The 25,467-nt window shown below is 61.6% G+C and carries 38 protein-coding genes; 37 read left to right on the top strand and 1 reads right to left on the bottom strand.

Annotated features, from left to right (window positions below):
• Nucleotides 1–2 precede the first annotated feature (2 nt).
• Complete coding sequence (locus tag HB375_RS02195; RefSeq protein ID WP_167671309.1) at nt 3–1,274, top strand: beta-ketoacyl-ACP synthase; 1,272 nt, start codon at nt 3–5, stop codon at nt 1,272–1,274.
• Between the two features lie 339 nt (nt 1,275–1,613).
• Here the strand turns inward: HB375_RS02195 and HB375_RS02190 are convergent, their stop codons facing one another.
• Nucleotides 1,614–2,579, bottom strand: coding sequence for a S24 family peptidase (locus tag HB375_RS02190; protein WP_167671308.1), 966 nt, complete (start codon nt 2,577–2,579; stop codon nt 1,614–1,616).
• An 81-nt stretch (nt 2,580–2,660) separates the two neighbouring features.
• Between HB375_RS02190 and HB375_RS18565 the strand changes: the two genes are divergently transcribed.
• From HB375_RS18565 to HB375_RS02010, 36 genes are all read left to right on the top strand, one after another.
• Nucleotides 2,661–2,951, top strand: coding sequence for a helix-turn-helix domain-containing protein (locus HB375_RS18565; protein WP_167671307.1), 291 nt, complete (start codon nt 2,661–2,663; stop codon nt 2,949–2,951).
• Nucleotides 2,952–2,959: 8 nt separating this feature from the next.
• A complete protein-coding gene (locus tag HB375_RS02180; RefSeq protein ID WP_167671306.1) occupies nt 2,960–3,796 on the top strand; it encodes a ParB N-terminal domain-containing protein in 837 nt (278 codons plus the stop codon).
• 10 nt (nt 3,797–3,806) lie between these two features.
• Nucleotides 3,807–4,046, top strand: coding sequence for a hypothetical protein (locus tag HB375_RS02175; RefSeq protein ID WP_167671305.1), 240 nt, complete (start codon nt 3,807–3,809; stop codon nt 4,044–4,046).
• Nucleotides 4,047–4,049: 3 nt separating this feature from the next.
• Nucleotides 4,050–4,352 (top strand): hypothetical protein, encoded by a 303-nt coding sequence (locus tag HB375_RS02170; protein ID WP_167671304.1) that lies wholly within the window; start codon nt 4,050–4,052, stop codon nt 4,350–4,352.
• On the top strand, nt 4,349–4,816 hold the full coding sequence (locus tag HB375_RS02165) for a DNA transposition protein (RefSeq protein WP_167671303.1): 468 nt from the start codon (nt 4,349–4,351) through the stop codon (nt 4,814–4,816). The genes HB375_RS02170 and HB375_RS02165 overlap by 4 nt, the downstream gene beginning before the upstream one ends.
• Nucleotides 4,816–6,768, top strand: a complete 1,953-nt coding sequence (locus tag HB375_RS02160; RefSeq protein WP_167671302.1) for a transposase domain-containing protein — start codon at nt 4,816–4,818, stop codon at nt 6,766–6,768. Before HB375_RS02165 ends, HB375_RS02160 begins: the two co-directional genes overlap by 1 nt.
• Before the next feature lie 30 nt (nt 6,769–6,798).
• A complete protein-coding gene (locus tag HB375_RS02155; protein ID WP_167671301.1) occupies nt 6,799–7,767 on the top strand; it encodes an AAA family ATPase in 969 nt (322 codons plus the stop codon).
• A 7-nt stretch (nt 7,768–7,774) separates the two neighbouring features.
• Complete coding sequence (locus HB375_RS02150; RefSeq protein WP_167671300.1) at nt 7,775–8,110, top strand: hypothetical protein; 336 nt, start codon at nt 7,775–7,777, stop codon at nt 8,108–8,110.
• Nucleotides 8,107–8,304 carry a hypothetical protein gene (locus HB375_RS02145; RefSeq protein ID WP_167671299.1) on the top strand — a complete coding sequence of 66 codons (198 nt, stop codon included), beginning with the start codon at nt 8,107–8,109 and terminating at the stop codon, nt 8,302–8,304. The genes HB375_RS02150 and HB375_RS02145 overlap by 4 nt, the downstream gene beginning before the upstream one ends.
• Nucleotides 8,291–8,962 carry a DUF3164 family protein gene (locus HB375_RS02140; protein WP_246728291.1) on the top strand — a complete coding sequence of 224 codons (672 nt, stop codon included), beginning with the start codon at nt 8,291–8,293 and terminating at the stop codon, nt 8,960–8,962. The genes HB375_RS02145 and HB375_RS02140 overlap by 14 nt, the downstream gene beginning before the upstream one ends.
• A gap of 11 nt (nt 8,963–8,973) precedes the next feature.
• On the top strand, nt 8,974–9,234 hold the full coding sequence (locus HB375_RS02135) for a hypothetical protein (RefSeq protein ID WP_167671297.1): 261 nt from the start codon (nt 8,974–8,976) through the stop codon (nt 9,232–9,234).
• Nucleotides 9,234–9,497, top strand: a complete 264-nt coding sequence (locus tag HB375_RS02130) for a hypothetical protein (RefSeq protein ID WP_167671296.1) — start codon at nt 9,234–9,236, stop codon at nt 9,495–9,497. Before HB375_RS02135 ends, HB375_RS02130 begins: the two co-directional genes overlap by 1 nt.
• A 307-nt stretch (nt 9,498–9,804) precedes the next feature.
• Nucleotides 9,805–10,188, top strand: a complete 384-nt coding sequence (locus HB375_RS02125) for a hypothetical protein (protein ID WP_167671295.1) — start codon at nt 9,805–9,807, stop codon at nt 10,186–10,188.
• Nucleotides 10,188–10,394: a hypothetical protein gene (locus tag HB375_RS02120; protein ID WP_167671294.1), complete on the top strand. Its 207-nt coding sequence runs from the start codon at nt 10,188–10,190 to the stop codon at nt 10,392–10,394. Before HB375_RS02125 ends, HB375_RS02120 begins: the two co-directional genes overlap by 1 nt.
• Before the next feature lies 1 nt (nt 10,395).
• Nucleotides 10,396–10,737 (top strand): hypothetical protein, encoded by a 342-nt coding sequence (locus HB375_RS02115; RefSeq protein ID WP_167671293.1) that lies wholly within the window; start codon nt 10,396–10,398, stop codon nt 10,735–10,737.
• On the top strand, nt 10,734–11,186 hold the full coding sequence (locus HB375_RS02110) for a regulatory protein GemA (RefSeq protein ID WP_167671292.1): 453 nt from the start codon (nt 10,734–10,736) through the stop codon (nt 11,184–11,186). The genes HB375_RS02115 and HB375_RS02110 overlap by 4 nt, the downstream gene beginning before the upstream one ends.
• A gap of 278 nt (nt 11,187–11,464) precedes the next feature.
• Nucleotides 11,465–11,719 carry a hypothetical protein gene (locus HB375_RS02105; RefSeq protein WP_167671291.1) on the top strand — a complete coding sequence of 85 codons (255 nt, stop codon included), beginning with the start codon at nt 11,465–11,467 and terminating at the stop codon, nt 11,717–11,719.
• 31 nt (nt 11,720–11,750) lie between these two features.
• On the top strand, nt 11,751–12,116 hold the full coding sequence (locus tag HB375_RS02100) for a hypothetical protein (RefSeq protein WP_167671290.1): 366 nt from the start codon (nt 11,751–11,753) through the stop codon (nt 12,114–12,116).
• Nucleotides 12,117–12,200: 84 nt separating this feature from the next.
• The gene (locus HB375_RS02095) at nt 12,201–12,755 is read left to right on the top strand and encodes a TIGR02594 family protein (protein ID WP_167671289.1); all 555 of its coding nucleotides are present in this window, start codon (nt 12,201–12,203) and stop codon (nt 12,753–12,755) included.
• Nucleotides 12,756–12,864: 109 nt separating this feature from the next.
• Nucleotides 12,865–13,371, top strand: coding sequence for a hypothetical protein (locus HB375_RS02090; protein WP_167671288.1), 507 nt, complete (start codon nt 12,865–12,867; stop codon nt 13,369–13,371).
• Entirely contained in the window at nt 13,368–13,697 is a 330-nt protein-coding gene (locus tag HB375_RS02085) for a hypothetical protein (RefSeq protein WP_167671287.1), read from the top strand. Before HB375_RS02090 ends, HB375_RS02085 begins: the two co-directional genes overlap by 4 nt.
• Entirely contained in the window at nt 13,697–14,092 is a 396-nt protein-coding gene (locus tag HB375_RS02080) for a DUF2730 family protein (protein ID WP_167671286.1), read from the top strand. Before HB375_RS02085 ends, HB375_RS02080 begins: the two co-directional genes overlap by 1 nt.
• Nucleotides 14,089–14,394 (top strand): VpaChn25_0724 family phage protein, encoded by a 306-nt coding sequence (locus HB375_RS02075; protein ID WP_167671285.1) that lies wholly within the window; start codon nt 14,089–14,091, stop codon nt 14,392–14,394. Before HB375_RS02080 ends, HB375_RS02075 begins: the two co-directional genes overlap by 4 nt.
• A gap of 3 nt (nt 14,395–14,397) precedes the next feature.
• A complete protein-coding gene (locus tag HB375_RS02070; protein WP_167671284.1) occupies nt 14,398–14,985 on the top strand; it encodes a DUF3486 family protein in 588 nt (195 codons plus the stop codon).
• Complete coding sequence (locus tag HB375_RS02065; protein ID WP_167671283.1) at nt 14,982–16,604, top strand: terminase large subunit domain-containing protein; 1,623 nt, start codon at nt 14,982–14,984, stop codon at nt 16,602–16,604. The genes HB375_RS02070 and HB375_RS02065 overlap by 4 nt, the downstream gene beginning before the upstream one ends.
• Entirely contained in the window at nt 16,604–18,184 is a 1,581-nt protein-coding gene (locus HB375_RS02060; RefSeq protein WP_167671282.1) for a DUF935 domain-containing protein, read from the top strand. The genes HB375_RS02065 and HB375_RS02060 overlap by 1 nt, the downstream gene beginning before the upstream one ends.
• A complete protein-coding gene (locus HB375_RS02055; protein WP_167671281.1) occupies nt 18,181–18,882 on the top strand; it encodes a phage head morphogenesis protein in 702 nt (233 codons plus the stop codon). Before HB375_RS02060 ends, HB375_RS02055 begins: the two co-directional genes overlap by 4 nt.
• Nucleotides 18,879–19,388, top strand: coding sequence for a phage virion morphogenesis protein (locus HB375_RS02050; protein WP_167671280.1), 510 nt, complete (start codon nt 18,879–18,881; stop codon nt 19,386–19,388). The genes HB375_RS02055 and HB375_RS02050 overlap by 4 nt, the downstream gene beginning before the upstream one ends.
• A 232-nt stretch (nt 19,389–19,620) precedes the next feature.
• Nucleotides 19,621–20,727: a phage protease gene (locus HB375_RS02045; RefSeq protein WP_167671279.1), complete on the top strand. Its 1,107-nt coding sequence runs from the start codon at nt 19,621–19,623 to the stop codon at nt 20,725–20,727.
• Nucleotides 20,727–21,122, top strand: coding sequence for a hypothetical protein (locus HB375_RS02040; RefSeq protein WP_167671278.1), 396 nt, complete (start codon nt 20,727–20,729; stop codon nt 21,120–21,122). The genes HB375_RS02045 and HB375_RS02040 overlap by 1 nt, the downstream gene beginning before the upstream one ends.
• Before the next feature lie 27 nt (nt 21,123–21,149).
• Nucleotides 21,150–22,064 carry a Mu-like prophage major head subunit gpT family protein gene (locus HB375_RS02035; protein ID WP_167671277.1) on the top strand — a complete coding sequence of 305 codons (915 nt, stop codon included), beginning with the start codon at nt 21,150–21,152 and terminating at the stop codon, nt 22,062–22,064.
• Nucleotides 22,065–22,076: 12 nt separating this feature from the next.
• Entirely contained in the window at nt 22,077–22,472 is a 396-nt protein-coding gene (locus tag HB375_RS02030) for an HI1506-related protein (protein WP_167671276.1), read from the top strand.
• A gap of 123 nt (nt 22,473–22,595) precedes the next feature.
• Nucleotides 22,596–23,030 carry a gp436 family protein gene (locus HB375_RS02025; protein WP_246728290.1) on the top strand — a complete coding sequence of 145 codons (435 nt, stop codon included), beginning with the start codon at nt 22,596–22,598 and terminating at the stop codon, nt 23,028–23,030.
• Entirely contained in the window at nt 23,030–23,605 is a 576-nt protein-coding gene (locus HB375_RS02020) for a hypothetical protein (RefSeq protein ID WP_167671275.1), read from the top strand. Before HB375_RS02025 ends, HB375_RS02020 begins: the two co-directional genes overlap by 1 nt.
• 16 nt (nt 23,606–23,621) lie before the next feature.
• Complete coding sequence (locus HB375_RS17925; protein WP_205800012.1) at nt 23,622–23,948, top strand: DUF2635 domain-containing protein; 327 nt, start codon at nt 23,622–23,624, stop codon at nt 23,946–23,948.
• A gap of 27 nt (nt 23,949–23,975) precedes the next feature.
• Nucleotides 23,976–25,463, top strand: a complete 1,488-nt coding sequence (locus tag HB375_RS02010; RefSeq protein WP_167671274.1) for a phage tail sheath subtilisin-like domain-containing protein — start codon at nt 23,976–23,978, stop codon at nt 25,461–25,463.
• The last annotated feature ends 4 nt before the right edge of the window (nt 25,464–25,467 follow it).

Raw genomic sequence — 25,467 nt, 5'->3', positions numbered from 1 at the left:
GCATGGCATACGACAAACACGGCCGCCCGCTCGTTGCCGTCACCGGCATGGGTGTGGTCACCTCCATCGGCCAGGGCAAGAACGACACCTGGGCGGCGCTCACCGCAGGCAAATCCGGCATCCGCCGTATCAGCCGCTTCCCGGTCGAGGGGCTTCGCACCACGATTGCGGGCACCATCGACGATGTGAAGGTCGATCCCTTCTGCGCCCCGATGCTCTCCGAGCGCCTCGCCGTGCTCGCGGCTGAAGAGGCGATTGGACAATCGGGTCTGGCGCTCAACGATTTTCCCGGCGCGCTGTTCATCGCCGTGCCGCCGGTTGAAATGGAGTGGCCGCAGCGCGAGGCGCTGGCCAAGGCCTCCGGCCAGCCGGGCGACGTGACCTACGCGGATGTCTTGAAGGCCGCCTCCGGCGGGCAGTTCAAGGCGTGGCACGATCTTTTCATTTTCGGCACGGTCGCCGACCGCGTGGCCGACACCTTTGGCACCAAGGGCTCGCCGATCTCGCTCTCGACCGCCTGCTCGTCGGGCGCGACCGCGATCCAGCTCGGCGTCGAAGCGATCCGCCGCGGTGAGACGAATGCGGCACTCTGCATCGGCACCGACGGTTCCGTGAACCCGGAATCGCTGATCCGTTTCTCGCTGCTCTCGGCACTCTCGACGCAGAATGACGTGCCGGACGGCGCGTCAAAGCCTTTCTCCAAGAACCGCGATGGCTTCGTGATGGGTGAGGGCGGCGCGGCGCTCGTGCTTGAAAACGCGGAATCGGCGAAAGCGCGCGGCGCAAAAATTCTCGGCTATGTGCTCGGCTGTGGTGAAAAGGGCGACGGTTTCCACCGCACCCGCTCGAGCCCGGACGGCATGCCCGGCATTACCGCGATCCGCGAAGCGCTCGCCGATGCGGGCCTGTCGCCTGATGATATCGGCTACATCAACGCCCACGGCACCTCGACGCCGGAAAACGACAAGATGGAAGCCTCCAGCTGCACCTCCGTGTTCGGTGAGCGCATGGCGAGCCTGCCGATTTCTTCGAACAAGTCGATGATCGGCCACACGCTCACCGCCGCCGGCGCGGTGGAAGCGGTGATGTCGCTTCTCACCATCGGTGAGGGTCGCATTCCGCCGACTATCAATTACGCCGTGCCGGATCCCGCGATCCCGCTCGATGTGGTGCCGAACGTGGCGCGCGATGCGCGCGTCGATTTCGTGCTCTCGAACTCCTTCGGGTTCGGCGGCCAGAACACCTGCCTCGTTTTCGGGGCGGAGCCTAAGTAAGCGGCTTCGCTCGACCCGGAATCGTCAAGCGCCGACCTGCCCTTTCGCCCCTTGGGGGGAGAGTTGGAGAGGGGTGTGAGCGCGACGTTTCCGAATGAGAGGTGACAGTTGATGTTGCAGAGAACCGGGATTGGCCGGGACGATCCGGGACATTGTGGGATAATCCTTAGCCCCCCAGGGTTTCGTGGCCGGCGCGCCGCTGGAGCACGACCGTCCCCCGGTTTTGCAGAGGTTCCGCCCCCGGCGTGCCGCCGCCATTAGACTTTGCAGAAAGCGGCGCGCCGGTCCAGTGCCGCTCAGACCTTCATAAGAGCCTCTTAATGAGCCCTTTTGCCGCTCTTAACGGCGTGGCGGCCAGACGACTTCGCCTACGATCTCTACGCCGGCCATCTCCTGCGGGGTCAGGTGTTGCGTGACGTACCTCGGATTGTCGCTGATCAGCGAGATCGGCCCGTTTAGCCGGCGCTGAAGCCTTTTGACCAGCAGTTCGGCGTCGATGCGCAAGACGTAGATGCTATCAGTCCGGACATGCCGTACCGAGCGATCAACCAGGATCGGCTCGCCATCGACAAGCGTGGGTTCCATGCTATCGCCCTTCACTTCGATGAGCACCAAATCCTTAAGGTTGGCGCGAATTCCTCGGAGCACCAGCTCGTGGAACGGGACGCGCCCGACCAAGTGCTCCGCCTCGACCAATGCGCCCGTTCCAGCGGCTGCCCGAACATCATAGTGCGGGATCCACACCAGCCGCCCATAGGCGCTTGAGGGAACCTCGGCCTCGATCGTGTGTTCGGGGTTCTCATGTGGAACTCCGAAATCCTGCAGTACTGCACCCTCGTCTCTTCGGAGTTTCAAAATTCCTTGATACTCAAGGGATTGAGCGGCTTCGCCAGGACGTCCGGCACGCTCCAAACTCCGAAGCGTTTCTCGGCCCGCGACCGGGTTGCCAGTCCTGAGCCATTCCAATGGCACATCTGCTGCAGCGGCTAATGCTTCGATGACCTCATGGGGCACCTCACCAGAGGCCAAGTAGCGTTTCACTTGGATCCAGCTGCGGCCCAGCAAATCACCCACCGCGTTCGTGTTCGAAAATCGCTTTAAGAGCAGCGCTACGGCGGCTCTTATCCGGTATTTTCGATCATAAACACTCGCATCCGGCAGACTTGTCCACCGCTCTGAACGAGATGCCGAAGGGTCAAAAAATCTAGCGTTTACAAGAGCTTCCATCAACATCGACGGAATCTCTTGCAGAGTTTCGCTCACCGGGCGGCCGCGTGTTCGTTTTTCTAGTTGATTTTCGATCATGTATGTTCGAAATTCACGTTCGTGACTAATTGCACTCCAAAAAACCCGCGCTGAAGACGCGGGCTTTCAAAAGGGCGGCCCATGGTTCGCGCAACCGACTGGCATCGCGAAAAGGTCAAGTACGAGGTCCGCACTAAGGGCCTCTCCTTGTCCGATCTCGCACGCCAGTTCGGCTACACGGACTCCGCCGTCCGCAAAGCACTCGGCCGCCCTTGGCCTGCTGTCGAACGAATCATCGCTGACTTCATCGGACAGGAACCAAGAAACATTTGGCCGAGCCGTTACCACGACGACGGCACCCCCCGCTCAACGGGGAGTAGTCGGGACCATACGCGCCGCCGCCGCCGTCGTCATCGTCAAAAAACAACATGAGGACTGACATGAGCGAAGGCTTCTTACCTACGGTCATTAGTATCCCGGTCAAGAACATCACCATTCCGAAGAACCGGCTGCGGAAAATCGATCGGGATCGTGCGCAGTTCCTAGCTGTCGGCATCGAGGAGCGCGGGCTTGAGACCCCGATCCGCGTGCGACCGGGAAAGAAAGAAAACTCCTACATCCTCATCGTCGGCGGCCATCGCCTTGAGGCTGTTAAGTTTCTCGAATGGTCCGAGATTTTGGCCGAGGTTCACAACATCGGTGAAGCTGAAGCCGAGCTTATGGAGATTGATGAAAATCTCTTCCGGGCCGAGCTGACGGTGTTGGACAGGGCGATCTTCCTTTCGCGCCGCAAGGAGATCCACGAAAAGCTCCATCCCCACACGAAGCATGGCGGTGATCGCAGTGAGCAAGTCGCCAATGTTGGCGACTTGGCAGCGCGCTTCACGGATGAAGTTGCCGAACGGCTTGGTATCTCCGAGCGTGCTATTCAGCGCTCGGTCTTCCTTGCAAAGAATATCGCACCGGACATCCGGTCGAAAATCTCAGGCACGCCGTTCGCCGACAACCAGGCGCAGCTTGAAACCCTGGCACGTGCAGAGCCGGATCATCAAACGAGCGTGGTTGAATTGCTCTTCTCCAATGAAGAGGATCGCCCGCGCTCGATCTCGGACGCTCTCAAGCGTGTGAAGGGCATCCAGTCCAAGGTTCCCAACGAGAAAGACACTCAACTCGAAGCTCTTCTGTCCGCATGGCGTCGCGCCGGCGCTCCAGCGCGCGACCAGTTCATCGAGTTCCTCGAAGCCGAGGGCGTCCTCGAACACCAACAAGCCGCGTGAGGTGAGCGCCATGACGGTCGTGCGCCTTCTCGTTATCGCGTTCTTTGCGATCGCTCCGGTCGCGATGAACTTGCTCGCGGGGTGTTTGGCATCGGCGAGCCTCTCCACTGATGCGTCACTGATGATCGCACTCGTGGCGATCATCGGTGGAGGCCTCCTAGTCTGTTTGGGAATGCAGATTGCCTACTACGACGGCCACCGCGTCGGAGTCAGGCGGTCATGCGACCGCAAACTCTGCGGCTTGGAGTGAGCCATGAACCGGCCGACGATCCAACAACAGATCGTTGCGGTCGATGCAGCCTACCGCGCTGCGAGAGAGGACCTCGCTCGCATGGAGCGAGATCCAAAAACGTCACGCGACGATCGTGACGATCAACTAACCCGCGTTCAGCAGCTCAGGGCAGCGCGCGACACCTTGCGAGAAGAGGCTTCTCGACGGGCTCAACACGTCAAGGTGCTCGACACGGTCCTGAGTTCGCTGACCACGCTTCGCCAACTCGATGCTCATCGGCTTGGCGACCTTCTTCTGCCCGAAACTCTCGGAGTCGACGCATGAGCCGTCACCGCCGCCGATGCCCCGACACAAACGATCTGTTGGCCTGGGAGGCACCGCAGCCTGTCAAGGCGTTCCAGCCTGAGACGATCCGCGCTGCGTCGTTGGGGGCGCAGCTGTCGAAGGCCATCAGCCGGGCGTTGAAAGAGTGCGGAAAGACACGCGATCAGGTCGTGAAGGACATGTCATCCTATCTCGGCTCCAGGCTCACTGAGGACATGCTCAACAAGTATGCGTCCGAGGCTGCCGAGGATCAGATCATCAACGTGGTGCGCTTCATCGGGCTCATTCACGTTACGCGCGACCGCCGATTGCTGCAGATGGTCGCCAGTCATTTCGGATGGGCGGTCGTCGAAGAGAAACACGTCGACGCCATCAAACTCGCCGTAATGCTCGAAGAACGCGAGGCGATGAACCGCAACATCGAGGCGACGCGCCGCAATCTTCAATCGAAGGGCGGCCTCTGATGTCAATGCGCTTCTACACACCAGCGGAACTCGCCTCCATGTCGCTGCCCGGCCTGCCGGGGACCGAGCGCGGGGTCCAACTTCTGGCAGACCGGGAAAACTGGCGTCAGGACAAGCTTGCCTGGCCAGCCAATCTCAACGGGCTGTGGCGGCGGCGCGAAGGCCGTGGAGGCGGCTTCGAATATGCCGCTGGCATTCTCCCACTTCGCGCGCAAACCGCGCTCTCATTGAAGGAAAAACGGGAGCGCGGCGAAGACGAGCGTAAAGTCGTCAAGAGCGATCTGGCGCGTGAGGACGTGTGGCGGTCCTTCGAGAGCATGCCCGAAAAAAAGAAGGCTGAAGCGCGCCGCCGTCTGGAAGCACTCGATGCCGTCAACGACATGGAGCGCGCCGGCACGAAGCGCGACGTCGCTATGATGCTGATCGCCAACAGCATCAACGTCTCGCTGCGGACGCTCTACGGCTGGTCGGCCCTCGTCGCTGGCCGTCCGCGCGCTGATTGGTTGCCATACCTTGCTCCGCGTCATGCAGGGCGACAGGCTGAAGTCGAATGCTCTGCCGAAGCCTGGGACGTCATCAAGGCTGACTATTTGCGGCCGGAGCGCCCGGCCTTTGCCGACTGCTATCGCCGCCTCAAGACGATCGCTGCCGAGAAGGGCTGGACGATCCCGGCCGAGCGGACGCTGCAGCGCCGCATGGACGCGATGCCGCGCGCGGTGATCGTGCTGGCCCGCGAGGGACAGGAAGCGTTGAAGCGCCTTTATCCCGCTCAGCAGCGCGATCGTTCAGGCTTCCACGCGCTCGAAGCCGTCAACGCGGACGGCCACAAGTTCGACGTTTTCGTGAAATGGCCGGATGGCACCATTGGCCGCCCCGTTCTCACGGCGTTTCAAGATCTCTATTCCGGTCTGATGCTGGCGTGGCGCATCGAGCGCACGGAATGCAAGGAAGCCGTCCTGCTAGCGTTCGGCGATCTTGTCGAGACCTACGGTATTCCCGACGCCTGCTGGCTCGATAACGGCCGTAACTTCGCCTCCAAATGGCTCACCGGCGGCACGGCGAACCGCTATCGCTTCAAGGTGCGCGATGACGAGCCGGCGGGCGTCATGACGACGCTCGGTGTCGAGGTGCATTGGACGACGCCATATTCAGGCCAGTCGAAGCCTATCGAGCGCGCCTTCCGCGACTTCTCTCAAAGCATCGCCAAGGATCCGCGTCTCGCCGGCGCGTGGACCGGCAACACGGTTGCGAACAAACCGAGCAATTACGGCTCGAATGCAATCCCGATCGAACTGTTCGAGAAAGTCATCGCTGAAGGCATCGCGGAACACAACGCGCGGCCCGGTCGCCGCTCCCAGGTGTGCAATGGCCGGTCGTTCATGGACGCGTTTCAAGCGAACTACGCGCAATCGCCGATCCGCAAGGCCACGGCGGAGCAGCGTCGCCTTTGGCTCCTTGCCGCCGAGGGCGTCAGCGTCAGGAGCCAGGACGCCACCATTCACCTCCTCGGAAACCGCTTCTGGTGCGAGGCGCTCGTCAATATCGCCGGCGGCAAGGTCGTCGCTCGGTTCGATCCGGATGCACTGCACGATGGCATTCATGTCTATCGGCTGGACGGATCCTACGTGGCCCACGCGCCTTGCATCGAAGCTGCCGGCTTCGCCAGCACGGCAGATGCCCGCATCCATGCCCAAGCCCGCAAGGCTTGGATGAAGGGGCAGGCGCAGATCCTCGCCGCAGAAACCAAGCTTGGGATCGATGGCGTCGCCGCGCTCCTTCCAACGCTGCCCGAACAAGATCCGGCTCCTCTTCCCGTTCCCAATGTCGTGCGACCACTCTTCGGCAATCTCGCCGTGAAGGCCACGCCCGTTGAGGACATCTCCCCTGACGAAACCTTGGCCGCGTTTTCGCGCAGTGTCCTGCGTCTCGTCCAATCCCAAGAGGCCGACTAGGCCCGTCGTCACAACCAAAAAGGTCACAACATGAACAACGAAACGAAGAAATCCTGGGCCGTCGAAGACATGGACAACCTGCGCAGTCAGGTGCGGTCCATCTCTGAAAAGGAGGGTCTCAAGCTTTCGGTCATCGCGCCTGAGACGGGTATTCCTTACGGCACCTTCACGAGCTGGCTAAACGGCACATATGCCGGCGACAATGACAGGATCGCCACTGCCGTCGAGAAGTGGCTTCAGGCGCGAAACGAACGCGCACAAACGTCCGCAATTTTGCCCACGGAACCGGGTTTTCAGACAACGCCGACAGCCGAAAAAATCCTGGCGCTGCTGTCGTTCTGCCATCACGCGCCTGACTTCGGTGTCATCTCCGGCGGTGCCGGCATCGGCAAAACCACCACGATCGAATCTTACAGGCAGCGCGCGCCGAACGTCTTCGTCGTCACGGCCGAGCCGGTCGCGAAGTCGTCTCACGCCCTCCTGATGGACCTTGCCGAAGCGATCGGGGTGGTCGAGCGATCGCCGGTGCGCCTGTCCCGCGCGATCCAGAACCGCTTGAAAACGATGAAGGCGCTCCTCGTTGTAGACGAGGCGCAACACTTGCCGACCGCCACGCTTGAGCAGCTGCGCACCATCCACGATCTCGCCAAGTGCGGCCTCGTTCTTTCCGGAAATCAGACGGTTTACTCGCGCCTTGCTGGTGGCGCGGCCAAGGCTGAATTCGCGCAACTCTTCTCCCGTGTCGGCATGAAGATGAGCCAGGACCGTCCATTGGATGAGGATGTCGTTTCTCTCGCACGAGCTTGGGGCGTAACGAGTGAAAACGAGATCAACCTCTTGCGCGTCATCGGCCGCAAACCGGGAGCGTTGCGCGGCGTGGCCAAAACCATTCGCCTTGCGCACATGGTGGCGATCGGAAGTAACGAGACCCTGAGCGAACGCCACATACGTGCTGCCTGGAAGCAGCGCGGATCCGATCCTCTCGATACAGCGGCGTGAGGTCACCATGATCACGCCCGACATACGGACCTATTCCGACTTCGTGTCCGATCTGCAGGAGCTGTTCGCCACGCATGTCGACTCCGGCATTCACCTCGATGGTGAACTGTGTTCTGCGTTCGCTGATGGGCTGAACGACTTGCACGGCTTCGTCGAGGTCATGGAGCGCCATGCGGCGGCGCATGGCTACCAGGACGGTGACCGGACGGTCATGGAAGGGCGGCGCTCGACCGCCGCTCGCCGCGAACTTGTTCTCGATGTCCTCCGCGAACCGGGGACGAATATCTTCCGGCTTCCTGATCTCGCGCCCCGTGGCGCGACGCACGGAGGCGATGCCGCATGATCGAGCCTCTGCAGCTCCTCACCATCGACGGTGCGCTCGCCGTTGCAGAGCGCATCGCAGCCGGTGGTCGCCACGCGGCGACGACCGCTTCGGTGATCGAGATCCTCTCGATCGCCACCCTCCTCACGAACCTCTGCGCCGCGGATCTCAACGATCCATCAACATCAAAGGACGATGACAATGCAACAGCCTGAAACGATGTCCACCACCGAGCCTCCGGTCGTCACTTCGAGCGGCGTGGAAGTCGTCGGAAGTGACCGATACTATCGCGATGCCAAGGGATGCCTCATCCCCGAAAACCTAGTTCCTGCGAAGGACAGGCTTGTCGACGACGTCGTGCGGAAGATCGTGGGTTATGCCGATGATATCTCGGCCCAAGTCGCTCGTTTCAAGGGTCACACGTTTGACGACGTCAACACGACCCTTGATCTCATCGCGGATAAGTACGGCGCGAAGCTCGGTGGCAGCAAAGGGAACGTCACCCTGATGAGCATCGACGGCACCTTGAAGGTACAGGTTGCTGTTGCCGATCAACTGACCTTCGGCCCGGAGCTGCAGGCGGCGAAGAGCCTCATCGACGAGTGCATCGCCAGTTGGTCCGAAGGATCCCGCGACGAGATCCGTGCACTCGTGAACCACGCCTTCCAGGTCGACCGGGAAGGAAAGATCAACCGCACCGCGATCTTCCAGCTTCGCCGCGTTCAGATCGAGGACGAGCGCTGGCAGCAGGCCATGACGGCCATCGGCGACGCCATTCGTGTCGTCGGCTCGAAGGAGTACGTGCGCTTTTACAAGCGCAGCAGTGCGACCGATGGCTGGAAGGCCGTGACGGTCGATCTGGCTTCCGCGTGAGGGAGGAAGCGATGACAGTGCGTCTGCCTCAGGGCGTCAAGGCAACCATCACCATCTATCTTATCGGAGCGGACGGGGAAGGCATCTCGCTTGCGATCAGCAATCTCCCCGTTGTCCCGGATATGGACCGGGGAGAACTCTCCCCTGCGGACCTCATTCGCGCCCTCAAACCAGCATCGAAAGAGGTCTTCGAGTTTGTGGGCGACTGGCGCTTTATGACGGACGCCGAGATCGCCGACTATCAGCGCGAGCAGGAAGAGGGAGAGTTTTAATGCGAGCCTCCCTCAAACGGCACAAACAGAACCTTGCGCCATTCTCCGCTGACGCTCCCAGCCTTGAGGAAGTTGTCCGCCTTTCCGAGATCGCGCCCGAGATGCGCAGCTTCGTCAAAGACGAGGCGCTGGCAATGATCCTCACCCATGCCCATGAGGTCGCCACCAAGTATGGCGGCCCCGCGATTGAAGCCCACTGCGCGCGTCTGCTTGAGCAGCGCCGTAGCATCATCGACCGCCTTTCCACTCCGGTGCCGCTATGAAAGAAACCGTCGCTTTTTGTTGGAGGTCCGGCCAGATCGAGTTCGGCAGCGGCACTCCACCTAACTCGCTTCCACTTCTACAAGGAACAGAAGCTGAAGTCCGCGCAATCGTCGGTGTCTTAGCACGGTACGCCTACGACAACGTCACTCTGCTGGTCCCAGGCGTCCCCGAGGCTGAAAGCGATCTCAAAGCCGTCGATGCCGTTATCAGCTTCCGCCAGCAGGCTGAGCAGCGCCTGGAGCAACGACGTGCCCGTGCGAGAGCGCGGCTCGCACTCACGGCCGATAGGTACGTGGAGGCAGCGTAATGAAAGTCATGATCAAGCTACCCTTCGAAGGCCCGTGGGAGGCCAATCGTGAAGGCATGGTCAAGGCCGCGACCGGCGAACGGCTCGGATACACCCGGTTCGAAAACCTCGGCATGACGCCGAACTATCAGGCCGTTAGCCGCTTTTGGGCCGCCAGCCCGTGCCTTGCCACCGCTCTCGCTACTCTCGTCGCGGCGGGCGATGCGACCGTGCGCGCCGCCGTGTCGGGTGGAGACGTCGCAGACGCCGCTATCACTTTCCAGGAGGCCAGAGCGCAGGCCATCGCGGCTCTTCAACGTCTCTACGACCCGATGATTGCTCGAAACATCGGCATCAACGTGCCGGTCAGCGCTGCTCTCGAACGCCTGCAGGGAGGCAAGTGATGAGCATGTATCGGTTCGGTCGATTTGGCAGCCTGTTGCGGGACGATCATCCAATCGCGCTCTATGTCGGTGGCCGTCGCCTTAGTCCGCCGCCGAGGCTCGTGTGGTGGTTCCCGTGGAACTGGGTCGTTGCCGCAATAGCCCTACCTATCGCCGTTGTTCGCGCAGTCCGCGATGTCCGCGTTTCGCGCATCGGGAGCGAGTGACATGACCACGGACCTCAACTCGCTGCTCGAAAAACTGGTGAATGCACAAGGGCCGGATCGGGAACTGGACAAGACCCTTACTCTCGCGTTCGGGATCACAACGCCGTCCGGCATTCCGGCGTTTCCCTTCTGCCTCGGGATCCCATCGCTCACGTCTTCGATTGATGACGCCCTGAAGTTTGCGAAACACCTCGGTTTCAATCCGCGCATCGTGCTCGTCGTCGCGGCCGCCATGGCGGAGGGGCGAGAGGCAGATAGCGGAAAGCCGTTCGCTCATTGGCTGCCTCTCGCTATCGTCGCGTCCAGCGTCAGCGCCAAGCTCGCCGAGGAGCCGCAGGTATGAGCGCGCGTCAAGCCCTCATCGTGAAGATCCATGTCGGCAAGAAGCAGCTGCAGCTGACCGATGATGAGTATCGCGACACTATCCGCCGCGCGTGCGGCTACGACTCGTGTCGCGATCTCAGCATCGGGCAGCTCGAACTGGTCGCCGGCGAGTTGAAGCGAATGGGCTTCATCGAGCCCGTCGCGCATAGCCGTCGTGAGAAGGCTCCGCGCCATGTCCGGCACATCTATGCGCTATGGCACGAGTTGCGCGACTTGGGGGCGCTCTCAGACAGCTCCAAGAAGGCTCTCAGATCCTTCGTCAAGCGCCAGACGCAGTCGCTGAAACCCGGCGGTTTCGACGCCCCTGAGTTCCTGTCGGCTGATGATGCTCGGCCTGTCGCGGAGGCTCTCAAGAGCTGGATCGCGCGCGCCAAGGAGGCGAGACATGCAGCCGCTTTGCCGCATTAACCAAGCTTTCACATCGCCTCACGGTGCCGTTGCGACACGGCCTTCCGCTCACAACCCTTTGGCGAATATATCGGCCTCGGGTGCTAGTAACACCCGCACAAGTATAGCCACAGCGGTTTCCGCGCCGTCGAAGCGGTCTCTCCATGTCGGGGGGTGCAGGGAGATAAGTCGTGCCTTCGGGCGCGGACGAATAACCTCGCGTCGCCTGTGGTCGGCGTTACTAGCCCCCCGGCACCAGGCCGTTTTTGGGGGGATCGGAAGCGAAGGCTATGGACAAGATGAATTTTTCAGATGGACGCAATGTGTCGGCCGAGCAGGCAGGACCGGAGGGATCGGTCGTGAGGTCTCCACGGTTCGTGATCGGCACACATCGCGGTTTCAGCTCGCCTATGTCGCTGCTGATCAGCGTTCACCGCATGGACGGACCATCCTCAAACCGGCGGTCGGGCGAACCGCAACGGACCGACACGCTCTCGGTGGAAGAGACGGAGCGACTCCTCGGCACGATGATCCGCTGTATTCCAGCGATCTAGCCTTTCAACAGACCAACAGGGAGGATTGGCGATGACCGATCTCCCTGCAGCTCCTCCTGCGGTTCAGCGCCTCATCGATCTGATCGGTGAGGAGAAGATCCTCGCCTTCATCGAGCACTTCGCCGGCCAGCGGATCTACGTGCCGAGAAGCATATCGGAACAGGCGGAAATCACGACAATCGTCGGCGCTGAAGCCGCGTTGGCTCTCGCAACTGAATACGGCGGAGGTTATCTCACCGTGCCTGTTGCGCGTGAGTGGCGAGTGCTCGTATACAAATCGCAAAATCTATCTTATCGATATATCGCGAAGCGCGCTGGAACCAGCGAGGGGAATGTCTGGCGCATCCTCGACAAGAACGACGCGACGCAATCTCAACTCGATCTCTTCTCTACCTGACAGCCACAGCGCTATGGCATGATATAAGACGCATGTCTCCGGCATCTTCGGATCAGCATTCGAACATGACCTGCCGGAGCTGCAATGATTCCCGCCCGTTTTGCTTTTCTTGAGCGCATCCCGCGCCCTGTGTGGTTGACGAGCGCTCTGCGCGAGATCCGTCAGGGAGTCGCTGAGTTTCCGGGGCCGGGAAGCAACGCCGTCATCCTCAACTATCGCAAGATCGCGAAGATCGACATCAAGGGTGATGACAGTGACGTTTCGTGGTGCGCGATCGGTGCCAACGCAATGCTCGAAGAAAACAGCATTGTCGGCACGCGTTCAGCGATGGCGCGATCCTTTCTCTATCACAAGAGTTGCGTGACGCTCGATCGACCTATGATCGGCGCCATCACGGTCCTATCGTCGAGCCGAGGGCCAGCCTCCGGGCATGTCGGTTTCTATGTCGGCGAGAGCGGCGAGTACATCTACCTCGCCGGTGGCAACCAGAATGACAGCTGGTCCATCGCCGGCTTTCCGCGCTCGCGGGTTCTTGGCTATCGCTGGCCGGCTGGGCAGGCGCAGCTCCCATCTCCCTACAATGCTCCATTCCCGATCACGTCGTCCGCCTCCGTCCCGAAGGACGTCCGCGACGCGTAACCGACTTCGGCGGGCGCACACGCGCGTCCCGCAGTATCGCAGCCGCTGGCACAACCCGGACCGCGTCACTGCCGCCCGCCGGAGACTGAGAAAACCCACGGAGAACTTAATGAGAATTTTCTCAAGCCTCTCGCCGATCACCTCGCGATGTGCAGCGTTTGCAGCGTTCGCTCTGTGCTTCGGCATTCTGTTCCTCGGCTCGCCGGTCCTGGCGGCCGAGGGAGCAGATCGACTGAGCGTCGGTCCCGCTATCAGCGATGTCACGCAGATCGTCTACATGACTATCTACGGCCTGATCGGCTTCGCGATCCAGCGAACGATCAGGAACAAGGCACTCAAGGACCTCCTAATGGCGTCGCTCGACAAGGCCGCTGACTATGGTGTCCGGGTCGTCAACAACCTCACTCACGACACCTCCGTCAGTATCGGGAACGAGCGGTTAAGCTACGCCCTGCAGTATGCCCTCACGCAGTTTCCGGCGCTTGCGAAGAAGAACGGCTTCGGCAAGGTCGATCTCGCCCGAATGCTGTGGGCTCGTCTGCCTGTCTCGAATGGCGGCGAGCCGGACTTCGCGGGTTTGGTGGCCCGTTGGGAGCGTGAGGGGGTGATCCGATGATCGCACTCAACGCCGAACCCGCTCCGGCGCGCGCGCCTTGCGATCGGCGGAAGGTGGCGGCGGCGCTCTTACGCGCCGCCGGCTCCGTTCTCGACGGCACGGCGGGCGGCCCAGGAAGTCAGCAAGCCATCACGGCTACAATCCACGCTCGTAACGAGCTGGCGGCGCTTGGTTTTATTCAAGATGAGAAAGAGCTGCGTTGGGCGCTGAATGTCCTGCGCGGCGAGTGCGCCGGCGACATTCACGCGGCGGTCGTCCTGACGACAACGGCGACGACGCTCCTCAAAGCACAATTCAACGCGGAACAGCCGCAGCAGGTTCGGTGATGGAAGATTTCTCGCTGATCAAGCAAGTCAAGGAATGGTGGTGGTTGGTCAGCGTCGCCTCCACCTTTCTCTTTGCCATAGCGATGCTTTACCTCCGGGATAAGTTCACGACGAAGGAGGAGCATGCGCGGCAAACCGCAGAGCTTTCCGCGCAGATCGAGGGCGTGAAGAAGGACGTCGGTGGTGTCGGCAACCGTGTTGTGAAGCTGGAAAGCCTGACTGAGAATCTTCCCGATCGCGACACCTTCCATGCCATGGCCGAGCGTATCGGGGCCGTGGAGCGTGGTGTTGCGGTGACGACCGAAACCGTACGCGGCGTCGAAAAGATGGTCGGCAAGGTCGACCATACCCTAACCCTTATCCTTGAAAACCAGCTGAAAGAGGCCAACCGATGAGCCTTGTGGATGTGCTGGCGAAGGATCGCCGGCTTGCACTCCTCCGCTTCCTGTCCGAAGCGGATGGTTATTCGCTCAACGCCAGCGTCCTGACGACCGCACTGTCGGCTGTTGCGCACCGCGTTTACCGCGACACGATCGAGGCCGATCTCGTTCTTCTGGAGCAACACCAGCTCGTGACCCTGGAGCGCATGCCGCTGCCATCGGGCGAACTGATTTGCGCCACCCTGACGGCGCTCGGCATGGATGTGACCAACGGCCGCCCGCATCCCGTAGTCGCTCGCCCCACGCCGAAGGGATAGGCCATGGCGCGCACCTCGACGGTCGACAAGCTGCCGGCCGAGATCCGGGACCTAATCGGCCAGCTGAAGGATAAAGGACGGACCCTCGACGAGATCGTCGCTTGCCTTCGGCAGATGCTTGGCCCGGACGACGCGCCGTCGCGCTCGGCACTGGGGCGACACTTGCAGAAGGTGGAGGCAATCGCAGAGCGCATGCGCCATTCCCGCGTCGTTGCGGACACCCTCGTCCGGCAACTCGGTGAGGAGAGCACGGACAAGACGACGAGGCTCAACATCGAGCTGATGCACACCGTCATCTTCGACCTGGTCACAGCCGCGCAGATGGCGAATGGCGAAGACGGTGAACCGGCCTCGCTGACCCTCGACCCGGAACAGGTGATGTTCCTGGCGAAGAGCTTGGATCATCTCGGCAAGGCATCGGTCGCGGACGTGCAGCGCATCGAGAAGATTGAGAAACGCGCGGCCGAGAAGGCGAAGGTGGAGGCCGCAAAGGCAGTCGATAACGTGGCAAAGACCAAGGGCCTTACCTCGGACACGGTGGATGCGATTAAGCGTGAGATCCTCGGTATTCGATCGGAGCCCAAGGTTTGAGCAGGCCAATAACAGACGCAGAATGGGCGAAGCTACGGCAGGACAGCATTTCAATCCTGCCGGAGCAGCTTTCAAACGGGCTTCTGCCGGACGCGCTCCTGACGTATCAGAAGCGCGCAGTCGATCTCCTTGAAACCACGGCCGTCCTGCTCGTAGAGAAGAGCCGACGGATCGGCTTTACCTGGGGCCTTGCGGCCTACGCTGTGCTGCGAGCCGCGCGCAGCCGTAGCGCCGGCGGCATGGATGGAATGTATATCTCCTATAGCCAGGAGATGACACGCGAGTTTATTGATGCGGCAGCCATGTGGGCCAAGGCATTCGCGCTCGCGGCCGGGGAGATGGACACTTTCATCTTTGATGATGCGGACCCTGACAACCCTGCCGACACCCGTCAGATCCAAGCCTTCCGGATCCGGTTCGCCTCAGGCTTCGAGATCGTGGCGCTGTCAAGCGCTCCGCGATCGCTTCGTGGTAAGCAGGGCTTTGTCATCGTCGACGAGGCCGCGTTCGTCGACAATCTTAAGGAGCTGATGAAAGCTGCCTTAGCATTCCTGATGTGGGGTGGACAGGTTATTGTCGTGTCCACTCATAACGGTGCTGACAACTATTTCAACGAACTGATCCAGGATGTGCACGCGGGTCGCAAGCCATACACGCATATGCGGATCGACTTCGATCAAGCTCTATTGGACGGTCTGTATCAACGCATCTGCCTTGTCACCGGGAAGGAGTGGACAGCGGAAGCAGAGGCCGAATGGCGCGCTGAGATCGTCGCCTTCTACGGCGATGGCGCCGACGAGGAGTTGTTTTGCGAGCCAGCGCAGGGCGATGGTGTTTGGCTTCCCGCAACTCTGATTGAGGCGCGGATGACGGCCGATGCGCCTATCATTCGCTGGGAGCTTCCCGAGAACTTCTTGTCCTTGCCGGAGCTGAAGCGACAAGGTCTTGTCGAGGCATTTGAGGTGCTGATCGACGAGGCGCTCGCCAACTTAGACCCCGATGAGCCCCACGCTATCGGCTTTGACTTTGCCCGCGTCGCGGATCTTTCCGTTTTGACGGTCTTGGCCATACGCCGCCGGCTGGAGCGTGCGTTGCGCCTGGTCATTGAGATGCGGAGGATCCCGCACCGTGAGCAAGCTGCTATTACACAGCGCGTCGCTAAGCGGCTACCACGATTCCTCGGCGGTGCGTTCGACGCAACAGGCGCGGGTGAATTTGTGGCGGAGGATATGGTCCGCATCTACGGCGGCAGGGTTTCTTCGATCAAGATGTCGATCGATTGGTATCGCACGGAGATGCCACCGTTGAAAGCGGCCTTCGAGGACAACACAATCGCTATTGCCAGAGACAGAGATCACTTGGCCGATCTTCGTCTCGTCCGCAACATCAAGGGCGTGGCACGAGTGCCTGACGTACGCACGGGTGAGAAGGGCAAGAAACGCCATGGTGACTTCGCGGTGTCTCTCGCGCTGGCCTATCACGCGACCCAGATGGACATTCAGGAATTCGGTTACGAACCCGTCATCGGGGGCGATCCGACTTCTACAAACGGCAGCTTTCGCGACGACTTTGAGGATCGCGACCTCAGCCACCTTCCGCGCCTGAGAGGACATCTCTAATGCCCCGCCTGTCCACCATCCTCGGCCCTGATGGCGAACGCATCGATCTGGATGAACTGTTCGGTCCAGAAAAGGCCGGGCCGACGCTGACCGGCGTTCGCTCGCCGATCTCCGGCCATCCGGCGGAGGGGCTGACGCCGGCGCGCCTTGCAGCTATCCATCGCGCGGCGGCCATGGGCGATGCAACCGCCTATCTGGAGCTTGCAGAGGACATCGAGGAGCGCGATCCGCACTACCTCACGGTGCTCGGCACACGGAAGCGCGCGGTGGCGCAGCTCCCGATCACCGTTGAGGCGGCAACTGATGATCCAGAGCACGTCAAGCATGCCGACCTTATCCGCGAATGGCTCAACGGGGGCGCGCTCGATGCGGCGCTGTTCGACATCCTCGACGCCCTGGGCAAGGGCTTCTCCGTCCATGAACTCGAATGGGAAAGCACCCCGCAGCGGGTCGTGCCGAAGGACCTGATCTATCGGCCGCCGCAGTGGTTCACCTTCGACCAGACGGATCTTGAGACAATCCTTCTCAATGAAGGCGTAACGGGTGAGCCGCTGGCTCCCCACAAGTTCCTTGTCCACCGCCATAAGGCCAAGTCCGGCATCACGATCCGATCTGGCCTGGCGCGCGTTGCCTCGTGGTCCTGGATGTTCAAGTCCTTCACCCTGAAGGACTGGGCAGTCTTCGTGCAGAACTATGGCACTCCGATTCGGATCGGCAAGTACGACAGCACTGCCAGCAAGGAAGACAAGGAAGTCCTGTGGCGGGCCGTCGCCAACATCGCTGGCGATTGTGCGGCCATCATCCCGAAGGGGATGGAGATCGAGTTCATCAGCCTCAAGGACGTTGCGAAGGGCGCGGAGGTCTATGAGAAGCGATGCGACTGGCTCGATCGGCAGATCTCGAAGCTCGTCCTCGGCCAAACCACGACAACGGACGCCGTCAGCGGCGGCCATGCGGTGGCGAAGGAGCACCGGCTTGTGCAGGAGGACATCGAGCGGGCGGACGCGAAGCTCGTCTCCGCGACGCTGACACGCCACCTGGTGCCGTATATCATCGCCTTCAACTTCGGCCCGCAAGAAAAGTACCCGCGCATCCTGATCGGCCGGCCGGACGAGGTTCCGCTCCCTGTTGTGATTGAGGCGATCTACAAGCTTGGGCCCTTGGGGCTGACGGTAGAGGCCAGTCAGCTCCGCGATCGCCTGGGCTTTGCGGAGCCTGCGGCGGATGCCGTTGTCATCGGCGGCCGGAAGGCAGAGCCTGGGTCAACCGACGCGAGCCAGCACGGGCGTGGTCCGCTCGATCGTCTGCGCCACCTCATGTCACGCCACTCCAGCGCGCCGGAGCCGGAAGTCGTCGATCGCCTGACTGAGCGTCTGGCCGAGGATGCCGCTGGAGCGCTTGCCGGGCTGACGGATGAAATCCGGCAAGTCTTCGACAGCGCAACCGACCTCACTGACTTGATGGCGCGTCTCGAAGAGCTTGATCTCGATCAGGAACAGTATCAGGCCGCGATGGCGCGCGGCGTCGCCCTCGCACAGCTGGCGGGTCAAGCGTTCCTTCTCGACGAATTGAAGCAATGACCACGACGATCCAGGCGCTCGATCTTCCCTTTGACGAGGCGATAGCTTTCTTCCGTGAGAAGATGAGCGTCACGTCCGAGCACTGGACGGACATCTGGCAGAAGGCGAACTCGAGGGCGTTTACTGTCGCCGGCGCGACAACGCAGGCGCTCGTCGACGACTTCCGCCGCGAGGTGGCGAAGGCGCTGGAGCGAGGCACAACGCTCCAGGACTTTCGTCAGTCCTTCGACGACATCGTGAAGCGCCATGGTTGGGAACATGTTGGCAAGCCCGGTTGGCGCTCGCGCGTCATCTACGAGACAAACCTGTCCATGGCCTATGCGGCTGGGCGTTATGAGCAGATGACCGAACCCACAACGCTCACCATGTATCCCTACTGGCAGTATGTCCATTCAGGCGCGAAGCATCCGCGTCAGGAACATCTGTCTTGGAACGGCCTCACATTGCGGGCCGACGATCCTTTTTGGAAAACGCACTATCCGCCGAACGGCTGGAACTGTGGCTGCCGCGTCCGTCCACTCTCCGCGAAGGGATTAGAGCGCCAGGGCAAGTTGAAGCCGGACGTTTCGCCGATCATCGATACGCGCCCCTGGACCAATCCCAAGACAGGCCAGATCGTTCATGTTCCGGTCGGGATTGATCCTGGCTTCGATTACAATCCTGGCGACGCGTGGAGGCAGTTGGGGAGCGCAACATGACCGGCATTACCCTCGAAACCAAGATCGACGCCAAGGCCGCCATTGTAGCCTTCAGAAAGGTGCAGCGCCGTGTCGCTGACATGACGCCTTTGATGCGGGCGATCGGCACAGGGCTGGTCGAGAACACTCATACCCGCTTCGAGCGCGCGCAGGATCCACAAGGCCGCGCCTGGAAGCCCGTCAGCCCAACCTATGCGCTCGGAAAGCGCGGGCCGGGCATTCTGCGCGAAAGCGCCATGCGCGGCGGTCTGATGGGCTCGATCACCTTTCGCGCGTCTGCGCAGTCGGTCGCTGTCGGCAGCAACAAGGTCTATGCCGCCGTTCACCAGCTCGGCGGCACCATCTCCGCGAAAGGGTCGCATCTGGTTTTTCCAATGGGCAACCGCATGGTCTTCGCCAAGTCCGTCACCATTCCGGCGCGTCCATTTCTCGGCATTGGCCGCGAGGATGAAGAGACGATTCTCGAAGTTCTTGAAACCGCGCTCGATCCGGACAAGGGTCTCTAGACGATCCGCGTTTGAGCGCGTATCTCTCCTTGCGGGGTACTCCTCTCGTATGAGAGTATTTTAAGAGCCCGTAAGAGGCATAAGAGCGGGCTTCGCCTCATCGCTGCCACATCGATGGCACCTCGGCAGTAAGAAGCCGTCAGCGGCGAAAAATTCACGCACGATAGAAATCGTTCAGCCACAGCCCTGTGGCATGAACACGAGCAGTCGCGTCTGCCAAGTTGGCATCGTTATGACGACGATTGTGACCTCCTTGAACTCGAACATCCCCGCTGGGCAAGCGATCCCGGAATGGATCCATCTTGTCCCGGCGGGGACCTTTTATGGCGAGGATGGTCGTGGGCCTTACATCCTGCCGGAGAACGTCGATGAACTGATCCGCAAGTCGATGATGGCGGGCAAGCTCGCCATCGACGAAAACCATGCGACCGATCTTGCCGCGAAAGAAGGACGGCCTGCGCCGGCGCGCGGCTGGATTGTGAGCTTGGAGAAACGCGACGACGGCCTATGGGGCCGTGTCGAATGGACTGCCTCGGGGCGCGCTCTTCTCGAAGACCATGCCTATCGCGGCATCTCCCCGGTCATCATGTCAGAAAAGAAGACCGGGCGGATCGTTAAAGTCCTGCGCGCCTCGCTCACGAACGATCCCAATTTCCACCTCACGCATCTCCATCATTCACGGAGCCAGGATATGGACCTGATCGAGAAGCTGCGCAAAGCGCTGAACCTTGGGGCCGATGCCTCCGAGGCCGACGTGCTGGCTGCAGCGACGGCCGCGAGCGCGGCTGTCACCACACACGCCGCCAGCTTGAAGACGATCGCCGAGGCGGCGGGCCTGAAATCCGAGGCGGCGGTCGACGATCTCGTGACGCACCTGCAGTCGCGCACGGCGGACTTCAAGAAGCTCGGCGATGCTGCCGGCATCCAGGGCGACGTGACCGTCGACGCGCTCGTGACGCATCTGCAGGCCAAATCCGACAAGGGCGACAAGGGTGACGAGAAGACGATCATCTCTCTGCAGTCGCAGCTCGACACGCTCCGCAATGAGCGCGCCAAGGAAAAGGCCACCGCCGCCATCGATAAAGCGATCGAAGGCGGCAAGCCGATCAAGCCGCTGCGCGATCGCTACATCGATCGGCACATGAAGGACCCGGAGGGCGTCCAGGCGGAGCTTGACGCGCTTCCCTCCATCCACGCCGGCGGATCCCCGGCGACCCGCGAGCCCGCAAATAAGGACGAGGCTGCGCTCGACGACAACGATCTTCATATCTGCGAACTCATGGGCATCGACCCGAAGGAGTACGCGAAGACGAAGAAGCTGCAGGTGGAGAAGCTCTGATGGTGGCGACCAAGGATCGTACGATTCCGACCCGTGGCGGCGATGCCTACGGATACTCGGTCAAAGGTGGGGTGCGCCTCTTCAAGCGGACGCTCGTGGCTTTGACCGCTGCCGGTCTCGCCGTGCCTGCCGGCACCGCTGGCGCAGTGGCGATCGCCGGCGTTGCGAGCCATCACGCGGACAACCGCGAAGGGCTCGACGGCGACGGCAAGCTGCGTTGCGAGAAGGGGGCTTTCCCCTTCGACTTCGCCGCTGCGCCGACCTTCGCCGACATCGGCAAGGCCGTCTATGCGGTCGACGACAACACCGTGTCGCTCGACAATTCCGGTGGAACCCGCCTGCGGGCCGGTACGCTGGAAGGCTTCGAAGATGGCCTGATCTGGATCCGCGTCTGACGCGACCAAAACGAAAGCAAGCATCCCATGGACGTCACTCCTCAGAACCTCCGCGCCATCTACACGTCGCTGTCGACATCATTCAATCAGCGGCTCCGCGCCACCACGACGCTCTATGGCCGCGTGGCCATGGACGTGAACTCGACCAGCTCGAAGAACGAGTATCCGCGTCTCGATGACCTTCCGGGTTTCCGCGAATGGGTCGGTGATCGGCATGTCCATGACTTGTCCGAGATGACCTATGCCATCCAGAACAAATCGTTCGAGAAGACGATCGGCATCGACCGCGACAAAATCGAAGATGACGAGATCGGGATATTCACTCCTGTCGTACAGCAGTTCGGCCAAGACACTGCTCTCTTCCCGGACCTGCTTGTCTTTGACCTGATGAAGCGTGCCAATCAGGTTGTGTGCTACGACAGTCAGTACTTTTTCGACACCGATCATCCCAGCTACAATGATCAGGGGCGCGAGATCTCGGTCTCGAACTTTCAAGCCGGCGCAGGTCCGGCCTGGTATCTGATCGACGACAGCCAGGTCATCAAGCCCTTCATCTACCAGAAGCGCAGGCCCTTCACCTTCGTCTCGCGAACGGCGCTCACCGACGACAATGTCTTCAACGCGAAGAAGTTCGTCTACGGCGTGGACGGTCGCTGCAATGTCGGCGTCGGCATGTGGCAGACGGCGTTCATGTCAAAGGCAGCACTGACGCCGGATAACTATGCAGCCGCCCGCGCCGCGATGACGTCCATCCGCCGCCGAGACGGCGCGCCGCTCGCAATCGCTCCACGTATCCTGGTCGTGCCGCCGGCGCTTGAAGGAGCCGCCCGTGCGCTCATGGCTAACGACATGATTAGCAAGGACGTCGGCGGCACCCCGGTTGCCGTTAGCAACGAGTGGAAGGGAACGGCCGAAGTCCTCGTCGTTCCGTACCTCGGCTAAGAGGAGGGGCTCATGAAGCTGCGCATCCTCTGCAGTCGCCCCGGCTTTCGCCGGGCCGGCGTGGCCCATCCGGCCGACAAGACTTGGCCGGCGGACGCCTTCACCGAAGAGCAGCTTGAGCAGCTTCGTGCCGAGCCGCTCCTCACCGTGATCGAGGTTGAGGCGGGGAGCCCGCAGGGCAACGAACCGTCTCAGATCTCCGTGAATACCGAGGCGACCGGGATAGCCCCCGGCTCGCAGCACGGCGCGGCTGGCAACCAGACGGGTGCCGGTCAGGAGAGCCAGGGCGGCTCTAGCTCTGGTGCTTCCGACGAAGCCAGCAAGGGAGCGGAGGGCAATTCAACCGCGCCGTCCGCTCCCGCCAAGAACACCAAGCCGAAGGCCGTCAAGGCCACGGCGAAGAAATAACCCCCGAGCGAGGGGCGTGCCGGCTTCGTCGACAAGGCCGGCATCGGGAGTGCGAACCGAGCCCCGCCAGATCTGGGCCTGCGCCGTGTCGACCGGCGCAGGCCGCCACGAATTTCCACGGTCATGATGGCTTATCGCTACGCATCAGTTGAGGACATGGTCGCCCGCTTCGGCGAAGGCGAGATGCTGCGCCTGTCCGTGGCGGATGGCGATCTTCCCGACAGCATCCTGCCGGAGCGCATCGAGAAGGCGCTCACCGATGCGACGGACCTTATCGATAGCTATCTGCGCAGCCGCTACACGGTTCCGCTCGCTCCTGTTCCGGAAGCGATCCTGCGCGCGGCCTGTCATCTGGCGCGCTATGATCTGTCGAACAGCGGCGACAAGACGCCGACCGAGGCGATGAAGGACAGCCGTGCGGAGATCATCGCGTGGCTGACGAAGCTCAGTAAGGGCGACGCCTCACTCGAAGGTGCAACGCCGATTGCAACAGCTGGCGGAGCGCGCACGTCGGATCGCCCCGTCATGTTTGGCCACCATCAGTTGAGGGGCTGGTGATGCCGACCCTCGATCCGTTCACCTCGTTCACTAAGGCCGTCGAAGCGCGGCTGCGCATCTGGTTCCTTGATAAAAAGTGGGCGTTTCACATCGTGCCGAGCCAGCTCACGGTTCGTGAGTTCGAGCAGATCTCGACGCGCACGCCGCTTCTTGCCTTCGCCTGGACGAAGATCACCCCGCCCGCAAACGGCGGACGGTCTTTTTCGGGGCAAGCCGAGTTCACGCTGACCATCGTCGTGAAGAACCAGGCCGCCGGCGCAGCGCGCTATTTCGGCGATAGCCAAGGAGTCGGCCTTTTCCCGGCTGCCGCGCTTGCGATCGCAGTCCTCAACGGATGGACCGTAAAGGGGTTGGGCACGCTGTTCGTCACGGATGCCAACCAGACCTATGCGGATGGTCTCAACGATCACAGCCTCGCCATCGCCACGATCGATCTGAAGGCGACAATTGCATTTGGCGACTTCCTCGGCGCAGTCGACGCCGCTCCCGATTTTCTTGCGCTCTCGACACAGTGGGATGTGTCCCCGGCCGAGGACGCGCCGACCGACCTCATCGAGCCGCGCGAAGGCGCGTAATCACCGGAGAGCCTATATGCGTGACAAAACGAAGATCTACGCCAAGCCGGCCGAGGGACGCACGGTCCCTCTCGTTGACGGAAGCCCCTGGCCGGCCGAAGGCGCGTGGGTCGATCTGCAGGATCGCTATTATCGTCGTCGCCTTGCTGACGAGGACATCATCAAGACTGATCCTGTCGTCGCTGAGGCTACCGGCAAGGGCAACGCAATCGGCGAGACCGATCCGGCCACGTCTGCAGAGGCCGGCGCGACCGCAACGACCGATCCATCCGACGCGGCCGATACGCCGACGACGGGTGATGACGATGCCCGCTCGGCCACCGGCCGGCGCAAGTCCCGCTAACCCTTTTGCGAAGGAGCCAGGATCCCTATGGCGACCCAGACCACAACCTTCAACGAGATCCCTTATGACTGGCTGAAGCCGGGCACCTTAGTTGAGGTGCGGCCGAATTATGGGCGCATGGGACTTGTCCCGTTCCCGGTGCGCGCGCTCCTGATCGTGCAAAAGCTGGAGATCGGAACGGCGCAGGCGAAGAAGCTCTATCGCATCACTCGCGACGAGGAGGGCACCGCACTCTGCGGCGCAGGCTCGATCGGCGACCAGATGGTACGGAGCTTCCGCAAAACCAATCGCACGAACGATCTTTCGATCCTAGCGCTCGATGACGCCGCCGTGGGCGCAGCCGCTGCCGGCAAGTTCGTCTTCTCTGGCAATGGCGACGGCCCGGTCTCCCTCTATATCGGTAAGACGCGAGTTCGCGTCGGCGGCACGATCGCGACCGCGCCAGGGGCGCGTGCGGCGGCAGCCGTTGCTGCCATCAACGCTGATACTTCGTTGCCGGTCACGGCTCTTCAGGGCAGTGGCGCTGCGACCAACGAGGTCTTGCTGACCGCGAAACACAAGGGCGAATGCGGCAACGCCATCAGCCTCCGGGTTGCGCGCCGCGTTGACGAGACCGTGCCGTCCGGCCTCCAGGTCACCGTGACGGCCATGGCGGGCGGAGCCGGCAATCCGGACATCGTCGGCGCACTCGACGCAATCGTCGGCCAATGGTTCACGGATATCGCCATCGCGTGGGATGACAGCAACAACCTGCTCGCGTTCCAGGAAGAACTGAAAAAGCGCTACATGGCGATGGGCAAGCTCGATGCCCACGGATATTTCGGGACGCGCGGCACCTTCGGTCAGCTGACAACGAAGGGTGGCGTAACGAATTGTCCCAACCTCACGGCTGCTCCCGGCGCGAACAGATCAGCCAGCGCGCCATGGGAATGGGCTGCGGCTCTTGCCGGCATCGGAACCTTTCATCTCACCAACGACCCGGCGCGCCAGCTGCGCAGCCTCGTCCTGCCGGGCATCGACGCGCCGGATCCGGGCGACCGCTTCACGGATACCGAGCAGGATCTTCTCCTGCGCGCCGGCATTTCGACCTTCAACGTACTGGATGACGGCACCGTTACCCTTGACCGCGTGGTGACGACTTACAAGCAGTCGTCGCTCGGTATCCTCGATCGTGCCTGGCTCGATATCATGGTGCCGAAGACATTGACTCGGATCCGCTACGATTGGGCATCCTATGTCAGTCTGCTCTATCCGCGTCATAAGTTGGCCGATGATGACAGTCCGGCAGCTCACGCAAGCGACGCGGTCGTGACCCCTCGTCGCATGCACGGGACCTGGGCTAGTCGCTGCAAGCTCTACGAGCGGCAGGGCTGGATCGAGGACGCGACCCGCACCGTCTCCGAGAGTCGGTTCTACCGTTCGGAAAATGATCGTAACCGCATGGAAAGCAACCAGCAGATCCAGATCATCGGCAATCTGATGGTCCTTGCTGCTGCGTTGGAATTCCAGGTCTGAGAAA

The sequence above is a fragment of the Microvirga terricola genome (assembly GCF_011777495.1).
Classification (GTDB): Bacteria; Pseudomonadota; Alphaproteobacteria; order Rhizobiales; family Beijerinckiaceae; genus Microvirga; species Microvirga terricola.
Note: the sequence above shows the minus strand (reverse complement) of the source record. Positions and strands in the feature narration are given on the sequence as shown.